The organism is Pseudomonas peli (assembly GCF_900099645.1).
GTDB lineage: Bacteria > Pseudomonadota > Gammaproteobacteria > Pseudomonadales > Pseudomonadaceae > Aquipseudomonas > Aquipseudomonas peli.
The window spans coordinates 36,117-53,360 of sequence record NZ_FMTL01000002.1 but is presented as its reverse complement, the minus strand read 5'-3'; the positions used below and the strand labels follow the sequence as shown (position 1 = coordinate 53,360).

The following is a 17,244-nucleotide window of genomic DNA, read 5'->3' as shown; positions in this document are numbered from 1 at the left end:
TTACAGCCCTTTAACCGCGTAGATACCCGGCGCATTGCGCCAGTAGCCTTTGTAGTCCATGCCATAGCCAAAAACATAGCGATCAACGCAGGACATACCGACGTAATCGGCTTTGAGGTCCGGGCGTGCTTTACGGTCGTGGGTTTTATCTACCAGCACGGCGATGCGCACGTTCTTGGCGCCGGCGTGACGGCAAAAATCGATGATTGCACCGAGGGTATGCCCTTCATCGAGGATGTCGTCGATGATCAGCACGTCACGGTCAATAAAGGAGATTTCCGGCTTGGCCTTCCAGAACAGCTCGCCGCCACTGGTTTCATTACGGTAGCGGGTGGCGTGCAGATAGGACAATTCCAGCGGGAAGTTGAGCTTGGGCAGCAGCTTGCCGGAGAAGATCAGCCCGCCGTTCATCACGCAGAACACCACAGGGTTGCTGTCGGCCATCTCATTGTTGATGGCCGCCGCCATGGCGTCGATGGCCACCTCGACCTCGGCATTGCTGTGCAGGCAATCGGCTTCAGCCATAACTTGGCGGATATGCGCGAGATCGACGGACATGCTGTTTCCTCTTGGGAGCGGGACGGCCAGACCAGAAAGCTGATCAATGCGTCAAAATAAAAGCCGGCAAAGGTACGCATCTGCGTCATGCAGAGCAAGCCCCGGCAGACCAACTGCGGCAATTACCCGCAAGCCACGACACGTTAGGCGCTATTTAGCGACATTAGGCCATCTTGGCTCAGCACTTGGCATAGCCAATGCTTTAATCTAGGCCAGTTTTTTACCCGTCCTGCCGGAGACCCCGCCATGCCCATCCTCGAGATCCGCCACCCGCTGATCCGTCACAAACTCGGCCTGATGCGCCGCGCCGATATCAGCACGAAGAATTTTCGGGAGCTGGCTCAGGAAGTCGGTGCGCTGCTGACCTATGAAGCGACCAAGGATCTGCCCCTGGAAAACTACGAGATCGAGGGCTGGTGCGGCACCGTGCAGGTGGAAAAAATCTCCGGCAAAAAAATCACTGTGGTGCCGATCCTGCGCGCCGGCATCGGCATGCTCGAAGGCGTGCTCAGCCTGATTCCAGGTGCCAAGGTCAGCGCCGTGGGCGTGGCGCGCAACGAGGAAACCCTGCAAGCGCACACCTACCTGGAAAAACTCGCCTCGGAAATCGACGAGCGCCTGGCGATGATCATCGACCCGATGCTCGCCACCGGCGGCTCGATGGTCGCCACCATCGACCTGCTGAAAAAAGCCGGCTGCAAGGAAATACGCGCCATGGTCCTGGTGGCTGCACCAGAAGGCATCAAGGTGGTCAACGATGCGCATCCTGACGTGACCATTTACACCGCGTCCATCGATCAGCGTTTGAACGAGCACGGCTACATCATTCCCGGCCTCGGTGATGCCGGCGACAAGATCTTCGGCACCAAACAGAAGGACGCGTAAGCATGCAGGACGAATACAACGATCCACTCTGGCGCCAGGGCATTTCCGGCGCGCAGATGCTGTTTGTGGCTTTTGGCGCCCTGGTGCTGATGCCGTTGATCACCGGTATGGACCCCAACGTAGCGCTATTCACCGCGGGTATCGGCACCCTGCTGTTCCAACTGGTGACTGGACGCCAGGTGCCGGTTTTTCTGGCCTCCAGCTTTGCCTTTATCGCCCCGATTCTCGCGGCTAAAGGCGAGTTTGGCCTGCCGGCCGTGCTCGGCGGCATCGTCGCATCGGGCCTGGTGTATATCCTGCTCAGCGCCGTGGTGCGGGTTAAAGGCGCGGGCTTTATCGACCGCCTGTTGCCGCCGGTAGTCATCGCGCCGGTGATCATTTCTATCGGCCTGGCGTTGTCGCCGGTGGCGGTGAACATGGCCATGGGCAAAGCTGGAGACGGCAGCGCGCAGTTGGTGCCGTATGAAACCGCCATGCTGATTTCCATGTCGGCGCTCATCACCACCGTGCTGGTCGCGGCCATGGGCCGTGGCCTGCTGCGCCTGGTGCCGATCCTCGCGGGGATCATCGTCGGCTGCATCGTCGCGGCGTTCTGCGGGGTGATAGACGCCAGCAATATCGCGGCCGCACCCTGGCTGGCGATTCCGGCGTTCGTGACGCCTGAGCTGCATTGGGGCGCGATCCTCTACATCGTCCCGGTGGCGCTGGCTCCGGCCATCGAGCACATCGGCGGGGTAGTGGCGATCGGCAGCGTAACCGGCAAGAACTTTATCAAGAAACCCGGCCTGCACCGCACCCTGCTCGGCGACGGCCTGGCCACTTCGGCGGCCGGGCTGTTCGGCGGCCCACCGAACACCACCTATGCAGAAGTTACTGGCGCGGTAATGCTGACCAAGAACTACAACCCGAAGATCATGACCTGGGCGGCCTGCTTCGCCATCGGCCTGGCCTTCGTCGGCAAGTTCGGCACCGCGCTGCAAAGCATTCCGGTACCGGTGATGGGCGGCATCCTCTGCCTGCTGTTCGGCTCTATCGCGGTGGTGGGTCTGAACACTCTAATCCGCCATCAGGTCGACCTGTCAGAGGCGCGCAACCTGATCATCGTCTCGGTGACTCTGGTGTTCGGCATCGGCGGCATGGTGATCGGCAACAGCGACTTCGCCCTCTCCGGCATCTCGCTGTGCGCCATCTGCGCCCTGGTGCTTAACCTGGTGCTGCCAGGCGGCCAAGGCTGGCGCAGCAAGACCGTGCTGGAAGAGCCAGACCTGTAACTCGCACCCACTAAAAAGCCTCGCAACTGCGGGGCTTTTTTATTTTTGGGGTACGTCAGGCGGACTGAGCTGACCACTGCTGCAACCGCACCACGCTCTCGCGGTAAGGCTTGAGGCTCATGCTCAGCAGCACAATCGAACTGAACACGGCAATGCTGGTGACGATCAGCAGCGAGTAACGCAGCGCCATGTCATCGGCAAACACATAGTCGGTCACCAGCGCCACCGCCGTCGGACCGATGCCCAAGCCGATCAGGGTGATCACAAACAGGTAGATTGCCGAGGCTTGGCCGCGCATCGAGTTGGGCATGATTTCCTGAATCGCAGCTGGTGCGACGCCAAATGGCATGCTCAGGAAGAACACCGTCGGCGCAGTCAGAATCGCCGCCCATAGCGCCGTTTCCATCAGCGGGAAGGCCAGCACAAAAGGCACCGCGCCAACGGCCGCATACAGGCCGACACGCATATTGGCGTCGCTGCTGCCGCGCTTAGCCATCCAATCCGCCAGACGGCCACCGAAAACAATGCCCAAACAACCGAACACCGCCACGATGCTGCCGTAAACAATACCGACCTGGCCGGCATCCCAACCGTACGTACGAATAAAGAAAGTCGGAATCCAGGCGGCGCTGCCATAACCGGCAAACGCCAGGCCGGCAAAGCCGAAGTTGTGGCAGAGCACGGTACGCCGGTTGGCGCGGATATACCGGCCAACATCGGCCAGCGGTACCGCGACACCAGCCCCGACGCCCCGACGTGCAGGCTCCTTGACCGCCAGCAGGAGCAGGGTGAAAAGAATCCCCGCGCCGCCAAGAATCAGAAAGATCAATTGCCAGGGCCGTACTTCACCCAATATCGGCAGCACCACATCGCCTTGAGCCGAGGCGAACTGAATCACCAGGCCACCGAGCAGAAAGGCCAGCCCGGAACCGAGGTAAACCCCCATGGAATATACGCTGATGGCGGTAGCGCGGCGTTCAGCCGGAAAACTGTCGGCAATCAGCGAGTAGGCCGCTGGCGACAACGCCGCCTCGCCAACGCCCACGCCAATGCGGCAGAGCAGAAATTGCCAGTACAGCTTGGCCATGCCGCAGGCAGCAGTGGCGGCACTCCAGAACAGCACGCCAAAGGCAATCAAGCCACGACGGCTCTTGGTATCGGCCAGACGGCCCAGGGGAATCCCGCAAACGGTGTAGAACAACGCAAAGGACAGGCCCATCAACAGGCTCATCTGCGTGTCGCTGATCATCAGGTCACGGCGGATCGGGCCGACCAGCAGATTGAGAATCTGCCGGTCGATAAACGACAGCACGTACGCCACCATCAGGATGGCGACAGTCACCCAGCCACGGGTGGAAGAGGGATAGCCGTTATTGTTGTTGAGCACTGGCAGTCTCCTCGGCACCGTTGGTGCGGTGCACGACGGTTGAAAGAACTGCCAGCTTAGGCTGAGTTGCAGGGCGCTGAGTATCGCTCGTAGGTGTTATTAGCCAGGCGAATGCGCGGCATCCTTTCGGGCGAATAACCGTCACAGCATATTTCTCTAGAGCTGTAGCGGCGCACGCTCGCTGAGGGTTTTAAGGGCAGTGACCCAGCTGGGATGATCATTCAGACACGGCACCAGCTGCAGGCTCTCGCCGCCAGCCTCAACAAACTGCTCACGGCCACGATCGCCGATCTCCTCCAGGGTTTCGATGCAGTCGGCGACAAAGGCTGGGCACATCACCAGCAACTTCTTCACGCCCTGCTTGGCCAACTCATCGAGACGCGCCTCAGTGTAAGGTTCGATCCATTTGGCGCGGCCCAACCGCGACTGGAACGACACCGACCACTGTTCGGGTTTAAGCCCCATGCGCTGGGCAAACAGCTCGGCGCTGCGCAAGCACTGAGCGCGGTAACAATTGGCCAACACCTCAGGTGAGGCCGTACGGCAGCAATCATCGCCCTTCAGACAATGACCAGTGGCGTCGAGCTTGTGCAAGTGACGCTCCGGCAGGCCGTGAAAGCTTAGGAGCAAATGGTCAAAATCCTGCTCCAGATAGGGCTTGGCACTATCCACCAAGGCATCCAGGTATTCCGGCTGATCGTAGAACGGCGGCAGGATGGAAAAGCGAATCGGCAGCTGCTGCTCACGCACCACGCGCTTGGCTTCTTCGATCACCGTAGTGGTGGTGCTGTCAGCAAACTGCGGGTACAGCGGCGCCAACGTGACCTGCTTGATGCCCTGAGCAGCCAGGCGAGTCAGCACGGTTTGCAGCGAAGGCTCGCCATAACGCATGGCCAGCTCCACCGGACCGTGGGTCCAGGACGCCTTCATCGCCTGATGCAGGCGCTTGCTCAGCACCACTAACGGCGAGCCGTCTTCCCACCAGATCGAGGCATAGGCATGTGCAGAGGCAGCCGGACGCTTGATCAGAATCAGCGAAACCAGCAAACGCCGTAGCGGCCAAGGCAAGTCAATGACATAGGGGTCCATCAGAAACTGGTTGAGGTAACGGCGCACGTCGGCCACATCAGTGGAGGCCGGCGAGCCCAGGTTTACCAACAGCAAGGCGTGATCGGTCATGCAAAGTCCTAATCAGTGGTGGCCGAGCAAATCTGCCAGGGCCACATCCAAATGAGTAAAACGAAAACTGAAGCCAGCCTCCTGCAAGCGCGTCGGCATCGCACGCTGGCCACCGAGCAGCAGCACCGACAGCTCACCCAGCAGCATGCGCAGAGCAAACGCAGGGGCCGGCATAAAGGCCGGGCGATGCAGCTCGCGGCCCAGGGCCTGGCTGAAGGCGCGGTTACGCTCCGGCGTCGGCGCGCAGGCATTATAAGGACCGCGCGCAGAGTCCTGCTGCAGGAGAAAATCAATCAGGGCGATTTGGTCGCTGAGATGAATCCACGGCATCCACTGCCGGCCATTGCCGAGCGGGCCACCCAGGCCAAGCTTGAACGGCAACAGCAGGCGCTTGAGCAGCCCGCCGTCAGCAGCCAGCACCAGCCCCGTGCGCAGCAACACCACACGGATGCCTAAGTCCTCAGCGCGCAGGGCGGTTTCTTCCCAGGCACCGCACAGTTGGGCGGCGAAATCCTTGCTGACCGGCGGCGAATCTTCATGCAATTCACGCTCGCCACCGTCGCCATACCAGCCAACTGCCGAACCGGACAACAACACCTGCGGCTTGTGCGCGCGGCTTTCCAGCCAGGCCAGCAATTGTTCGGTCAGGCCAATCCGGCTGGCCCATAGCAGTGCCTTGCGTTTACGCGTCCAAGGCCGGTCGGCAATCGGTGCGCCGGCCAGGTTGATCACGGCATCCAGCGGTTCTTCACCCAGCTCTTCGAGCCGACCAATACTGCGCACCGCGCTCCCGCAGAGCGCCGCGACCTGTTCGGGCCTTCGGCTCCACACCGTCAGCTGGTGGCCTTGCTGCAACCAGTGTCGGCACAGCGCTTGCCCGATCAAACCGGTTCCGCCCGTCAGAAGAATGTGCATAGAAATGCCCTCGTATGACCGTGCTCAATAGGTGACCACCGACGGATTAATCGCGTTTGTGGCTTCAATCCGGCTGCAGGTTGTCTTAACTATAGAAAGGCAGGATCGACTCCGGCATAGCTTATACACAAAAACGATATTGTATAGCTTTTGTCTAAAGCGTAGCCTAACGCTTGAAAACACGAGGTAGACCATGACCGCTCTTCACCCCATCGCCATCATCGGCACCGGCATCGCCGGGCTGTCTGCCGCGCAGGCGCTGCATGCCGCCGGGCACCCCGTACAACTGTTCGACAAGAGCCGCGGCAGCGGTGGCCGTATGGCCAGTAAGCGTAGCGATGCCGGCGCATTGGATTTGGGCGCGCAGTACTTCACCGCCCGCGACCGTCGTTTTGTCGAGGTGGTGCAGCAGTGGCAAGCGCGTGGCTGGGTCGCCGAGTGGACCCCCAGCCTCTACAACTTCAACAACGGCCAGCTCAGCGCCTCGCCGGATGAACAAGTGCGCTGGGTCGGCAGCCCGCGCATGAGTGCAATTACTCGCGCGATGCTTGGCGCCTTGCCAGTAGCCTTCTCCTGCCGCATCACCGAAGTATTCCGCGGCGAACAGCATTGGCACCTGCAGGACGCCGAAGGCAACAGCCATGGGCCGTTCAGCCATGTAATCGTCGCCACCCCCGCGCCGCAAGCCACAGCACTGCTCTCCAGCGCCCCAAAGCTGGCCGGCGCGGCAGCGAGCGTGGCCATGGACCCAACTTGGGCAGTGGCCTTGGCCTTCGACACCCCGCTGGAAACCCGCGTCGAAGGCTGCTTCGTGCAAGACAGCCCGCTCGACTGGTTGGCACGTAACCGCAGCAAACCCAGCCGCGACACCCATCTCGACACCTGGGTGCTGCACGCCACCAGCCAGTGGACCAAACAGCACCTGGATCTGCCCAAGGAAGCCGTCACCGAACACTTGCTAGGCGCCTTCGCCGAGTTGATCGGCTGCGCCGTGCCCGCCCCCGCCTTTAGCCTGGCGCACCGCTGGCTTTATGCGCGCCCCGCCAGCGCGCACCAGTGGGGCGTACTGGCCGATGCCGACCTGGGCATTTACGCCTGCGGTGACTGGTGCCTGTCCGGCCGGGTTGAAGGCGCCTGGCTCAGCGGCCAGGAAGCTGCTCGCCGCCTGATTGAGCACCTGCAATGACCGCTCGCGCGCACAACGCACCGGCGAAGCACCGGCTCAACCCGCGCAAGTTGCTGTTGTCGAAATGGACAGCGGTGCTGCCGCAGAACCGTGAGAAGCACTTTCTTGTCACCGAGCTGTTCTGCGACGAGGAAGGCACGGTGCTGCAGATCGAACTGCAAGCGGTGCTCAATCAACGCTGTCAGCGGCTGGACTGGCGTGTGTTGGAAAACCCCGAGCACTGGCGCATGGGCTGGACGTAACAGCCTTACACACAAAACCCTACAGTAGTTGTACAAAGATATTGACTTGTACAATTACAAACCTATGATGAAGACAAGTTGTACATCCAACAGGATCTGTACAAGTCGCACATCAGAGGTTGCCCATGAGCCCATCACCACACGCCACTGGCAAACCCAAACTGGGCATTAGCGCTTGCCTGCTCGGCACCGAGGTACGCTACAACGGCGGCCACAAGGAATCACGCCTGTGCAGCCGCACGCTCAGTGAGTACTTTGACTTTGCCCCGCTCTGCCCAGAAGTGGCGATCGGCATGGGCGTACCCCGCGAGCCCATCCGCCTGGTCGGTGATCCTCAGGCGCCACGCGCCGTAGGCACGGTCAGTCGTGAGGTGGATGTCACCGCACCGCTGGCCGCCTACGGTGAACGCATGGCCGGTGAGTTGACCGATATCTGCGGCTACATCTTTATGCAGCAGTCGCCGTCTTGCGGCTTGCACCGGGTCAAGGTTTACCAGGAAAACGGTCGCCCCAGCGAACCCGGGCGCGGCATCTTTGCCCAGGCATTTTGTGCGCGGCACCCTAACCTGCCCGTGGAAGAAGATGGTCGCCTGAATGATCCAATCCTGCGCGAGAATTTCATCACCCGCGTGTTTGCTTACTCCGAATGGCAACAGCTGTTACGCGATGGCCTGACGCGCAAAAGCCTGATCGACTTCCACTCGCGCTACAAATACCTGCTTATGGCCACCAACCCGGTGCAGTACAAACACCTGGGTCGCATGCTCGGCAACCTTGGCCAGCAAGATCTCAACGAACTGGCACCGCGCTACTTCAGCGATTTGATGAGCGCCCTGAAAAGCTGCGCCACCCGTCGCACCCACAGCAACGTGTTGCAGCATCTCAGTGGCTACCTCAAGCAATCACTGAGCAGCGACGAAAAGCAGGAAATGCAGCAGCTGATCGGTCAATACCGTCATGGTGTAGTGCCGCTAGTGGTGCCCATGACCCTGCTCAAGCACCACTTCCGTCGCCATCCTGATACCTATATTGCGCAGCAGGTGTACCTGCAGCCCCACCCGGAAAACCTCAGCCTGCGTAATGCGCTATGAGCCTTGAACCCATGAATGACGGCGCAGCCGCCGACGACTACCAGGCGGCCATTGCCCAAGGCTTTATGCCGATCCGCGATGTGGCGCGTATTACCGGCGTTAACGCCGTTACCTTACGTGCCTGGGAGCGGCGCTATGGCCTGATCGTGCCGCACCGCACCCCCAAAGGGCATCGCCTGTATGCCGATGAGCACGTCACACGCATCCAGGCGATTCTGACTTGGCTGAATCGTGGCGTGTCGGTTAGCCAAGTCAAAGGCTTGCTACGCGCTGGCCAACCGGCGTTTGCCGAAGCCAGCTCGCAATGGGACGCGCGGCGCCAGCAGCTGCAGGAAGCGATCTGCAACCTCAACGAGCGCCGCCTGGACGACTGTTTCAACAGCGAGTTGGCGCTGTATCCGCCCCATACCCTATGCCAACAGCTGCTTCTGCCGTTGTTTGAGGAACTGGAACTGCGTTGGCGCAACCAGTTCGGCGCACAGGCTGAGCGGGTGTTTTTCTATTCCTGGCTGCGCAGCAAACTTGGCGCGCGCCTGTACCACAACAACCGCCAGTACAACGGCGCGTCGCTGTTGCTGATCAACGTCTCCGACCTACCGATGGCCCCTGGCCTGTGGCTGACCGCCTGGCTGGCAAGCAGCGCCGGCTGCCCAGTGGAGGTCTTTGACTGGCCACTGCCACCCACCGAACTCGCCCTGGCGGTTGAGCACATTCAACCGCGTGCGGTGTTGCTGTATTCCAGTCAGGCGCTGAACAGCACCCACCTGCAACGCCTGCTCGGCGGTTACGACTGCCCCTGCCTGCTGGTCGGCCAGGTGGTACAGATTCACGCCGAGGAGCTGGTGGCGATCACCGCGCAGAATGCTGAGCTGAGCCTGGCAGCGGACCCTCTGGCTGCACTGCACAGCCTTACCGATCTCAACCTGCTGCACAGCTGATGGGAAATACCATGCTGCAACTGATGTGGTTTCGTACCGACCTGCGCGTGCAGGACAACAGCGCCCTGGCCGCCGCCATGAGCAGTGGGCCAACCGTGGCGCTGTTCCTGATCAGCCCCAGCCAATGGCTGGCGCACGATGACGCGCCGAGCAAAGTCGACTTCTGGCTGCGCAACCTAAACGAACTGGCCACCGAGCTGAGCAAACTCAACGTGCCATTGCTGGTGCGTGAGGCCGACGATTGGAGCGCTGCGCCTCAAGTGATTGGCGAATTGTGCCAACAGCTGCAAATTGGCAGCGTGCAGGTCAATGAAGAGTATGGCGTGCATGAAAGCCGCCGCGATCAGGCCGTAGCGAAGACGCTTGATGGCTTGGGTATAAATTTCCGCAGCCACCTGGATCAACTGTTCTTTAAGCCTGGCAGTGTACTGACCAAATCCGGTGGCTACTTCCAGGTGTACAGCCAGTTCCGCAAGGTCTGCTATCAACGCCTGCACACGGCCCTGCCGGCACTGGTCGCCACGCCCAAGGCGCAGGCGCCGCTGGCGATCCAACAGGATGCGATCCCTGAGCACGTTACCGGCTTCGCCCTGCCCCCGACGGACTTGCGTGACCTGTGGCCCGCCGGAGAAGCCGAGGCCGCGCGGCGTCTGGATGCGTTTGCCGCGCAGCAGATCGACTTCTACCAAAGCGCCCGCGACTTCCCCGCACAGCCCGGCACCAGCCAGCTGTCCGCCTACCTGGCTGCTGGCGTAATCTCGCCACGCCAATGCCTGCATGCAGCCTTGCAGGTCAATCAGGGCGAGTTCGACAGCGGCAACGTGGGGGTGATTACCTGGATCAACGAACTGCTCTGGCGCGAGTTCTACAAGCATATCCTGGTGGGCTACCCGCGCGTGTCCATGCACCGAGCCTTCCGCCCGGAAACCGAGGCCGTAGCCTGGCGTGATGCACCGCTGGAGCTGAAAGCCTGGCAGGAAGGGCGTACCGGCTTTCCGATCATTGATGCGGCCATGCGCCAACTATTGGCTACTGGCTGGATGCACAACCGCCTGCGTATGATCGTGGCCATGTTTCTCACCAAAAACCTGCTGATCGACTGGCGCGAGGGCGAGCGATTCTTTATGCGCCACCTGATTGACGGCGACCTGGCGGCCAATAACGGCGGCTGGCAATGGAGTTCCTCCACCGGCACCGATTCGGCGCCGTATTTCCGCATCTTCAACCCGCTGAGCCAGTCACAGAAATTCGACCCAGATGGCCGTTTTATCCGCCAATGGCTGCCTGAACTGGTGGGGCTGAACAAAACCAATATCCACAACCCTGCTGGGATGGGTGGTTTGTTTGGTATCGCCGACTATTCGACGCCAATTGTCGATCTGAGCAAGAGCCGCGCGCGCGCGCTGGCCGCATTCAAAAGCCTGCCGCACTTTGCCGGCGAGGAGGCCCTGTGAGCGACTTTCTACGTCAGTTCGCCCAAGACTTTGCCGGGCTGAACAAAGACAATCTCGATCGCCTGGGCCAGCTGTACAGCGACGACGCGCTGTTCTGCGACCCGCTGCATGAGGTGCGCGGCCTGGCCAATATGCAGCGTTACTTCGGCGACATGTACGCTAACGTCAGCGAACTGCGCTTTGACTTCTACGGTTTTGACCAGGTGCGCGACGGTGAAGGCTACCTGCGCTGGACCATGAGTTACCGCCACCCACGCCTCGCTGGCGGCCAACTGATCCGCGTGGAAGGTTGCTCGCACCTGCTGTGGCAGGACAAGGTCTATCGTCACCGTGACTATTTCGACGCCGGCAGCCTGCTCTACGAGCATCTGCCCTTACTCGGCTCGGCAATTCGCTGGCTGAAACGGAGGTTGGCATGAACGCGAACGCACGGCGCATCTGGCTCACCGGCGCCAGCAGTGGCATCGGCGCCGCACTGGCAGAACAGCTACTCGAACAGGGTCATCGCCTGGCCCTCAGTGCGCGCAGCCTTGAGCCTTTGCAGGCACTGGCCAAGCGCTATCCGCAGCAAGTACTGGTGGTGGCCGGCGACCTCAGCGATGCCGCCCAAGTACGCGCCATCGGCGAGCACATTGCCCAGGTATGGGGGGCGCTGGACTGCGCCATCCTTAATGCCGGCACCTGCGAATATGTCGAGGTCAGCGCCTTCGAGGCGGCGATGGTCGAACGCGTGATGCGCGCCAACCTGCTTTCGGCCAGTTACTGCATCGAAGCCGCCCTGCCCTTGTTGCGCCTGGGTAACCGCGCTCAGCTGGTAGGGGTGGGCAGCTCGGTGACGTTCATGCCACTGCCACGTGCAGAAGCCTACGGTGCCTCCAAGGCCGCCATGCGCTACCTGATGGAAGCGTTGCGCATCGACCTGCACGCCGAGAATATAGCCGTCACCCTAGTCAGCCCCGGGTTTGTCGACACCCCGCTGACGCAGAAAAATGACTTCCCCATGCCGATGCGCTGGCCGGTTGAAAAAGCCGCGCGCTATATCGCCGAGCGCCTGCACCAGCAGCCGTTTGAAATCAATTTCCCGGGCACGTTTATCGCCATGCTCAAACTGCTGGGCCATTTGCCCAAGAGTTTGCAGGTGGCCATCGGCGCCCGTATGGCCCGCACTGAAGCCAAGACTAAGGACAGCCAATGAAGATCGCCATTATCGGCAGCGGTATCGCCGGTTTGACCAGCGCCTACCTGCTCAACCGTAACCACGCCATCACGGTGTTTGAAGCCAGTGACTGGATTGGCGGTCACACCCATACCGTGGACGTACAAGTCGATGGCCAGAGCTATGCCGTGGACACTGGTTTTATCGTGTTTAACGACTGGACCTACCCCAACTTCATCCGCCTACTGAGTCAGCTCGGCGTGGGCTTCAAGGCTACCGAGATGAGCTTCTCGGTCAGCGACCCCATCAGCGGCGTGGAATACAACGGCCACAACCTCAACAGCCTGTTCGCTCAACGTCGTAACCTGCTGTCGCCGAAATTCTGGGGCATGGTGCGTGACATCCTGCGCTTCAACCGCGAGGCGCTGAACGACCTTAATCAGCAACGCATCGCCAGTGACATGACCCTGGGCGATTACCTCAAGGCCAATGGCTACAGCGAGCGTTTTATCCAGCATTACATCGTGCCGATGGGTGCAGCAATCTGGTCAATGTCGCTGAATGACATGCTCGGTTTCCCGCTGCAGTTCTTTGTGCGGTTCTTCAAAAACCATGGTTTGCTGTCGGTCAGCGACCGCCCGCAGTGGTGCGTGATCGAAGGCGGCTCCAGCAGCTATGTGGCGCCGTTGACCGAATCGTTCAAGCAACATATCCGCCTGAACTGCGCAGTCACCCGGGTTGAACGCGATGGCGACGGTGTGACCGTGCACAGCGCTGCCGGCAGCGAGCGCTTCGACAAAGTGGTGTTTGCCTGCCACAGCGACCAGGCCCTGGCGTTGCTGGCTGCGCCGACTTCAACCGAACAGGCCATCCTCGGTGCACTGCCCTATGCCGATAACGACGTGGTGCTGCACACCGACACCCGCCTGTTGCCGAAACGGCCACTGGCCTGGGCCAGCTGGAACTACCGCCTCGGCGGCCCAGTGGATCAGCCGGCCGCCGTCACCTACGACATGAACATCCTGCAAGGCATTCAGAGCGACACGACTTTCTGCGTCAGCCTGAACCAGACCGCCGCCATCGACCCAAGCAAAATCCTGGCGCGCTACACCTACGCCCACCCGCAATACAGCCTGGCCGGCATGGCCGCACAGGCGCGTTGGGAAGAGCTGCTCGGTGCCAACCACAGCTACTTTTGTGGTGCTTACTGGGCCAATGGTTTCCACGAAGATGGCGTGGTCAGCGCGCTGCGCGTGGCTCGTGAATTCGGCGAAGCACTCTAGTGAACAGCACCACGGCACTGAACAGCGCCCTGTACAGCGGCTGGGTGCAGCACCGGCGTTTTGCCCCGCGGCTGCATAACTTCCGCTATCGCATGGGCCTGCTCTACCTCGACCTGAGCGAGCAGGACGCCGTGCTCGCGCTGTCGCCCCTAGCCGGGCGTGGCCGCTTTGCGCCTTTTGCCTTTCGCGAAACCGACTACTTGCCGCAGTTCACCGGTGCTGGTACCAGCCTCATCGACGCCGTGCGCCAACGCGTCACTGAAGCGCTGGGCCGCACGCCCCTGGGCCGCATTTGCCTGCTAACCCAGCCGCGCAGTTGGGGGTTGAGTTTCAACCCGGCGAGTTTTTTCTACTGCCATGAAGCCGATGGCCGCCTGGCAGCGATTCTCTGCGAAGTGAGCAACACGCCCTTCCGTGAGCGTTATCACTACGTGCTGCCGGCCGAAGGTGAGGGGCACCTGCATGTTGCTGTGGCCAAGGCGTTTCACGTCTCACCCTTTCTGCCGCGCGAGCTGGAATACCGCATGAGTTTCAGCCCGGCCGGTGAGCGTCTGGGCATTCATATGGCCGACTGGCAAGGCGAAGACAAACTCTTCGACGCCAGCCTCAGCCTGCAACGCACTGAACTCAACCGCGCCAGCCTACACCGCTATTTGCTGCAATTTCCCTGGATGACTGGCAAGACCGTGGCCGCCATTTACTGGCAAGCCCTGCGTCTGCTGCTCAAACGTATTCCCCTGTTCACCCACCGGGCCGCTGAAGGTGATTTCCGCGTCGCCCGCCCCGCATCAAAGGACGCCCTCCATGAAAAGCTCTAGCCTGACCTCCGCCAAACATGTGGTGCGTGCCGGCAGCGGCATTGGTGCCAGCCTGCTGCGCCGTGCGGTACTGCGCCAGCTGAAACAACTGCGCCATGGCCAGCTGGTGATCGTTGAAGGTGATGAACGCATGGAGTTCGGCGATGCCCATTCCAGCCTCAGTGCCGAGATCCAGGTGCAGGATGGTGCGGTCTGGGGGCTGGTGGCCGGCAATGGCTCGATCGGCTCAGGTGAGGCTTATATCCACGGTTACTGGACCACTCCGGACCTGACCGCGGTGATCCGCGTATTCGTCAGCAATCTCGACGTCCTCGACGCCATGGAAAGCGGCCTGGCTCAGCTGGGTCGTCCGCTGATCCAGGGCCTGCACTGGCTCAATCGCAATACCCGCAAGGGCTCGCGCAAGAACATCTCGGCGCATTACGACCTGGGTAACGACCTGTTCGAGCAGTTCCTCGACGCGACCATGATGTATTCGGCGGCCATGTTTCGCAGCGCCGATGACAGCCTTGAGCAGGCGCAACTGAACAAGCTAGAGCGTATCTGCCAGAAGCTTGCCCTCAAGCCCAGCGACCACCTGCTGGAAATCGGCACGGGCTGGGGCAGCATGGCGATCTACGCCGCGACCCATTACGGCTGCAAGGTGACCACCACCACCTTATCGCGTGAGCAGTACGCCTACACCGAACGACGCATTCAGGAGCAAGGCCTGCAAGGGCAGATCACCCTGCTACTAGAGGATTACCGCGACCTGAGCGGGCAGTTCGATAAGCTGGTGTCAATCGAGATGATTGAGGCCGTTGGCCATCGTTTTCTGCCCACCTACTTCCAGCAATGCGCCAACCTGCTCAAGCCCGACGGCCTGATGCTGCTGCAGGCCATCACCATCCGTGACCAGCGCTATGAGCAGGCGAAAAACGCGGTGGACTTCATTCAACGCTACATCTTCCCCGGTGGCGCCTTGCCGTCGGTGAATAAAATGCTGGAAATCATCAGCGCCAAAACCGACATGAACCTGCACCACATGGAAGATTTCGGCCTGCACTATGCGCGCACCCTGCGCATCTGGCACGACAACCTGCGCCAGGCACGGCACAAGCTGGAGCAGCAGGGTTATGACGACTACTTCTTCCGCCTGTGGGAGTTCTACCTGTGCTACTGCGAGGGCGGCTTTATCGAGCGCACCATCGGCACCGCACAGCTGTTGCTGGCCAAGCCGGCGGCACGTCCAGCTCCGCTACTGGGAAACTTCAATGCCTAAATTGATCGTCAACACCCTGCTATTTCAGCTTGGCTGGTTTGCCTGCGTCTTCGGCGGCGACAGCCTATGGCTGCTGAGTGTGGCAGCGATGCTGGCGGTGCACCTGCTGTGGACCAGCAGCTGGGCGGCAGAAGGCAAGCTGCTGATCACGGTGTTTCTCGCTGGCAGCGCGCTGGACAGCTTCCTGCTCAACCTCGGCGTGTTCGATTTCGGCGAGCCACGCACATTGATCCCGCTGTGGCTGGCCAGCCTGTGGCTGCTGATGGCCACCACGCTCAACCACTGCCTGGCCTGGACCGCGCAACCCTGGTGGCGCGGCAGCCTGCTCGGTGCGATTGGCGCACCGCTGTCCTATTACGGCGGCGCGCAGATCGCAGGCGTCGGCCTGCCCTACGGCACCTGGCAAAGCTTGCTGCTGATCGGCGCGATCTGGGCCGTGGTGATGCCCGTGCTGCATGGCTTCGCCAAACTTTATCGCAGCCAGTACGAGCAACGCTTGCGCACACGCCAGTCGGCGTAGCCGGCAAGCGCCACACAACGCCGATGGACAACGCCCTACGTCGGCCTTAAGCGCCGGCGTAATGCTGATGGCGTACACTGCGCGGCATGAGTCAACACATCCCGCATACCCAACTCGCCGACGAACCCGCAGTCAGCTGCAGCAACTGCGCCGCCTGCTGCTGCCAGCTCGAAGTCATGCTGATCACCGACACTGGCGTGCCGCCCCGCTATATCGACACCGATGATTGGGGCGGCGAAGTCATGCTGCGCCTGGACGACGGCTGGTGCGCCGCACTGGACCGCGACACCATGCGTTGCACCATTTACGAAGTGCGCCCACTGATCTGCCGCGAATTCGAAACCGCCTCCCCCGAATGCCTGGACGAGCGCAAGGGCATGAGCAGCATCTACCGCTGAGTGCGCGGTTTACTGCAGGCACACAATATCGCCAGGAACGTTTTTAACGTCGCACAGCGATGACTCCGTAGGGGTGACCGCCATGGACGGCAGGCCAGAAAAAAGCCGGATAACAATCCGGCTTTTTAACAGCTCAAACCGCTAGAAACTCATGCGGTAATGCAGGCTATAACTCTCAACGCCGTCGTTAGGTTGTTTAAGCCCGGCGTTGGAGTAATGCAGGGCGCGCAAGCCGACTTCCTGCCCGGCGAAACGTACGCCGAAACCGATGCGGTCTTCAAACTGGAAAGACGAGCCCAGGTCGTTGTCTTCCAGCTCGGTGCTGCTAAAAGCGGCAATGCCGATACCGGCTTCGATATAGGGTTTGACGCGCTCGCCAGCAAACTCGTAGACGAACACCGGGCTGAGCGAGAGGCTGTGGTTGCTAGAGGTTTCGTCACCGTCCCAGTAGGTGTAAGCAGCATCCCAATAGCCAGTCAAGTGACCGACATCACTGACAAACCAGCTCTGGTTGAAATCGAACTGGGTGCCCAGGCGGTAGGTCATGGTCGAGTCGCCCGTTTGGCCGACCGCCACGCTTAGATCCATCGCCTGCACTGCACTGACTTGCCCCCAAGCCAAGACTGCCAACGCAGCCAGAGTCATGACTTTTCTCATGGTAATAATCCTTATCCGCCCAAGTAGAAGCTTGCTGACACTGCT

General features: G+C 60.9%; 19 protein-coding genes. 14 read left to right on the top strand and 5 right to left on the bottom strand.

All coding sequences use genetic code 11. The features are described 5' to 3' along the window. Nucleotides 1-558, bottom strand: coding sequence for a hypoxanthine-guanine phosphoribosyltransferase (locus tag BLO50_RS08930; RefSeq protein ID WP_090251498.1), 558 nt, complete (start codon nucleotides 556-558; stop codon nucleotides 1-3). A gap of 246 nt (nucleotides 559-804) precedes the next feature. Between BLO50_RS08930 and upp the strand changes: the two genes are divergently transcribed. Continuing rightward, on the top strand, nucleotides 805-1,443 hold the full coding sequence (upp, locus tag BLO50_RS08925; RefSeq protein ID WP_090251496.1) for a uracil phosphoribosyltransferase: 639 nt from the start codon (nucleotides 805-807) through the stop codon (nucleotides 1,441-1,443). 2 nt (nucleotides 1,444-1,445) lie between these two features. After that, on the top strand, nucleotides 1,446-2,714 hold the full coding sequence (locus BLO50_RS08920) for a uracil-xanthine permease family protein (RefSeq protein ID WP_090251493.1): 1,269 nt from the start codon (nucleotides 1,446-1,448) through the stop codon (nucleotides 2,712-2,714). A gap of 55 nt (nucleotides 2,715-2,769) precedes the next feature. Here BLO50_RS08920 and BLO50_RS08915 read toward each other — a convergent pair whose 3' ends face one another. From BLO50_RS08915 to BLO50_RS08905, 3 genes are all read right to left on the bottom strand, one after another. Continuing rightward, nucleotides 2,770-4,101: a spinster family MFS transporter gene (locus tag BLO50_RS08915; protein WP_090251491.1), complete on the bottom strand. Its 1,332-nt coding sequence runs from the start codon at nucleotides 4,099-4,101 to the stop codon at nucleotides 2,770-2,772. A gap of 156 nt (nucleotides 4,102-4,257) precedes the next feature. Next, a complete protein-coding gene (gene hemH / locus BLO50_RS08910; protein ID WP_090251488.1) occupies nucleotides 4,258-5,280 on the bottom strand; it encodes a ferrochelatase in 1,023 nt (340 codons plus the stop codon). A gap of 12 nt (nucleotides 5,281-5,292) precedes the next feature. Beyond that, complete coding sequence (locus tag BLO50_RS08905) at nucleotides 5,293-6,195, bottom strand: TIGR01777 family oxidoreductase (RefSeq protein ID WP_090251486.1); 903 nt, start codon at nucleotides 6,193-6,195, stop codon at nucleotides 5,293-5,295. 193 nt (nucleotides 6,196-6,388) lie between these two features. Between BLO50_RS08905 and BLO50_RS08900 the strand changes: the two genes are divergently transcribed. From BLO50_RS08900 to BLO50_RS08845, 12 genes are all read left to right on the top strand, one after another. Beyond that, nucleotides 6,389-7,381 (top strand): NAD(P)/FAD-dependent oxidoreductase, encoded by a 993-nt coding sequence (locus BLO50_RS08900; RefSeq protein WP_090251483.1) that lies wholly within the window; start codon nucleotides 6,389-6,391, stop codon nucleotides 7,379-7,381. Beyond that, on the top strand, nucleotides 7,378-7,623 hold the full coding sequence (locus tag BLO50_RS08895; protein ID WP_090251481.1) for a TIGR02450 family Trp-rich protein: 246 nt from the start codon (nucleotides 7,378-7,380) through the stop codon (nucleotides 7,621-7,623). The genes BLO50_RS08900 and BLO50_RS08895 overlap by 4 nt, the downstream gene beginning before the upstream one ends. Nucleotides 7,624-7,748: 125 nt before the next feature. Continuing rightward, nucleotides 7,749-8,714 (top strand): YbgA family protein, encoded by a 966-nt coding sequence (locus BLO50_RS08890; protein ID WP_090251478.1) that lies wholly within the window; start codon nucleotides 7,749-7,751, stop codon nucleotides 8,712-8,714. Next, nucleotides 8,711-9,652, top strand: a complete 942-nt coding sequence (locus BLO50_RS08885; RefSeq protein ID WP_420875455.1) for a MerR family transcriptional regulator — start codon at nucleotides 8,711-8,713, stop codon at nucleotides 9,650-9,652. The genes BLO50_RS08890 and BLO50_RS08885 overlap by 4 nt, the downstream gene beginning before the upstream one ends. Nucleotides 9,653-9,666: 14 nt before the next feature. After that, nucleotides 9,667-11,106: a deoxyribodipyrimidine photo-lyase gene (phrB, locus tag BLO50_RS08880; protein ID WP_090254028.1), complete on the top strand. Its 1,440-nt coding sequence runs from the start codon at nucleotides 9,667-9,669 to the stop codon at nucleotides 11,104-11,106. Then, nucleotides 11,103-11,525 carry a nuclear transport factor 2 family protein gene (locus tag BLO50_RS08875; protein ID WP_090251474.1) on the top strand — a complete coding sequence of 141 codons (423 nt, stop codon included), beginning with the start codon at nucleotides 11,103-11,105 and terminating at the stop codon, nucleotides 11,523-11,525. Before phrB ends, BLO50_RS08875 begins: the two co-directional genes overlap by 4 nt. Then, the gene (locus tag BLO50_RS08870; protein ID WP_090251471.1) at nucleotides 11,522-12,301 is read left to right on the top strand and encodes an SDR family NAD(P)-dependent oxidoreductase; all 780 of its coding nucleotides are present in this window, start codon (nucleotides 11,522-11,524) and stop codon (nucleotides 12,299-12,301) included. The genes BLO50_RS08875 and BLO50_RS08870 overlap by 4 nt, the downstream gene beginning before the upstream one ends. After that, the gene (locus BLO50_RS08865; protein WP_090251469.1) at nucleotides 12,298-13,545 is read left to right on the top strand and encodes an NAD(P)/FAD-dependent oxidoreductase; all 1,248 of its coding nucleotides are present in this window, start codon (nucleotides 12,298-12,300) and stop codon (nucleotides 13,543-13,545) included. The genes BLO50_RS08870 and BLO50_RS08865 overlap by 4 nt, the downstream gene beginning before the upstream one ends. A gap of 17 nt (nucleotides 13,546-13,562) precedes the next feature. Next, nucleotides 13,563-14,363 carry a DUF1365 domain-containing protein gene (locus BLO50_RS08860; protein WP_090254025.1) on the top strand — a complete coding sequence of 267 codons (801 nt, stop codon included), beginning with the start codon at nucleotides 13,563-13,565 and terminating at the stop codon, nucleotides 14,361-14,363. Continuing rightward, complete coding sequence (locus BLO50_RS08855) at nucleotides 14,350-15,624, top strand: SAM-dependent methyltransferase (protein WP_090251466.1); 1,275 nt, start codon at nucleotides 14,350-14,352, stop codon at nucleotides 15,622-15,624. Before BLO50_RS08860 ends, BLO50_RS08855 begins: the two co-directional genes overlap by 14 nt. After that, a complete protein-coding gene (locus BLO50_RS08850) occupies nucleotides 15,617-16,144 on the top strand; it encodes a DUF2878 domain-containing protein (protein ID WP_090251463.1) in 528 nt (175 codons plus the stop codon). Before BLO50_RS08855 ends, BLO50_RS08850 begins: the two co-directional genes overlap by 8 nt. 86 nt (nucleotides 16,145-16,230) lie before the next feature. Then, the gene (locus tag BLO50_RS08845; protein ID WP_090251460.1) at nucleotides 16,231-16,542 is read left to right on the top strand and encodes a YkgJ family cysteine cluster protein; all 312 of its coding nucleotides are present in this window, start codon (nucleotides 16,231-16,233) and stop codon (nucleotides 16,540-16,542) included. Nucleotides 16,543-16,683: 141 nt separating this feature from the next. Here BLO50_RS08845 and BLO50_RS08840 read toward each other — a convergent pair whose 3' ends face one another. Beyond that, nucleotides 16,684-17,199: an acyloxyacyl hydrolase gene (locus BLO50_RS08840; RefSeq protein ID WP_090251458.1), complete on the bottom strand. Its 516-nt coding sequence runs from the start codon at nucleotides 17,197-17,199 to the stop codon at nucleotides 16,684-16,686. Nucleotides 17,200-17,244 lie beyond the last annotated feature (45 nt).

Bases quoted from the DNA above. Each gene is read 5' to 3' on its own strand.
- BLO50_RS08930 (WP_090251498.1), bottom strand. From the start codon at position 558: ATGTCCGTCGATCTCGCGCATATCCGCCAAGTTATGGCTGAAGCCGAT.
- upp (WP_090251496.1), top strand. From the start codon at position 805: ATGCCCATCCTCGAGATCCGCCACCCGCTGATCCGTCACAAACTCGGC.
- BLO50_RS08920 (WP_090251493.1), top strand. From the start codon at position 1,446: ATGCAGGACGAATACAACGATCCACTCTGGCGCCAGGGCATTTCCGGC.
- hemH (WP_090251488.1), bottom strand. From the start codon at position 5,280: ATGACCGATCACGCCTTGCTGTTGGTAAACCTGGGCTCGCCGGCCTCC.
- BLO50_RS08905 (WP_090251486.1), bottom strand. From the start codon at position 6,195: ATGCACATTCTTCTGACGGGCGGAACCGGTTTGATCGGGCAAGCGCTG.
- BLO50_RS08900 (WP_090251483.1), top strand. From the start codon at position 6,389: ATGACCGCTCTTCACCCCATCGCCATCATCGGCACCGGCATCGCCGGG.
- BLO50_RS08895 (WP_090251481.1), top strand. From the start codon at position 7,378: ATGACCGCTCGCGCGCACAACGCACCGGCGAAGCACCGGCTCAACCCG.
- BLO50_RS08890 (WP_090251478.1), top strand. From the start codon at position 7,749: ATGAGCCCATCACCACACGCCACTGGCAAACCCAAACTGGGCATTAGC.
- BLO50_RS08885 (WP_420875455.1), top strand. From the start codon at position 8,711: ATGAGCCTTGAACCCATGAATGACGGCGCAGCCGCCGACGACTACCAG.
- BLO50_RS08870 (WP_090251471.1), top strand. From the start codon at position 11,522: ATGAACGCGAACGCACGGCGCATCTGGCTCACCGGCGCCAGCAGTGGC.
- BLO50_RS08865 (WP_090251469.1), top strand. From the start codon at position 12,298: ATGAAGATCGCCATTATCGGCAGCGGTATCGCCGGTTTGACCAGCGCC.
- BLO50_RS08855 (WP_090251466.1), top strand. From the start codon at position 14,350: ATGAAAAGCTCTAGCCTGACCTCCGCCAAACATGTGGTGCGTGCCGGC.
- BLO50_RS08850 (WP_090251463.1), top strand. From the start codon at position 15,617: ATGCCTAAATTGATCGTCAACACCCTGCTATTTCAGCTTGGCTGGTTT.
- BLO50_RS08845 (WP_090251460.1), top strand. From the start codon at position 16,231: ATGAGTCAACACATCCCGCATACCCAACTCGCCGACGAACCCGCAGTC.
- BLO50_RS08840 (WP_090251458.1), bottom strand. From the start codon at position 17,199: ATGAGAAAAGTCATGACTCTGGCTGCGTTGGCAGTCTTGGCTTGGGGG.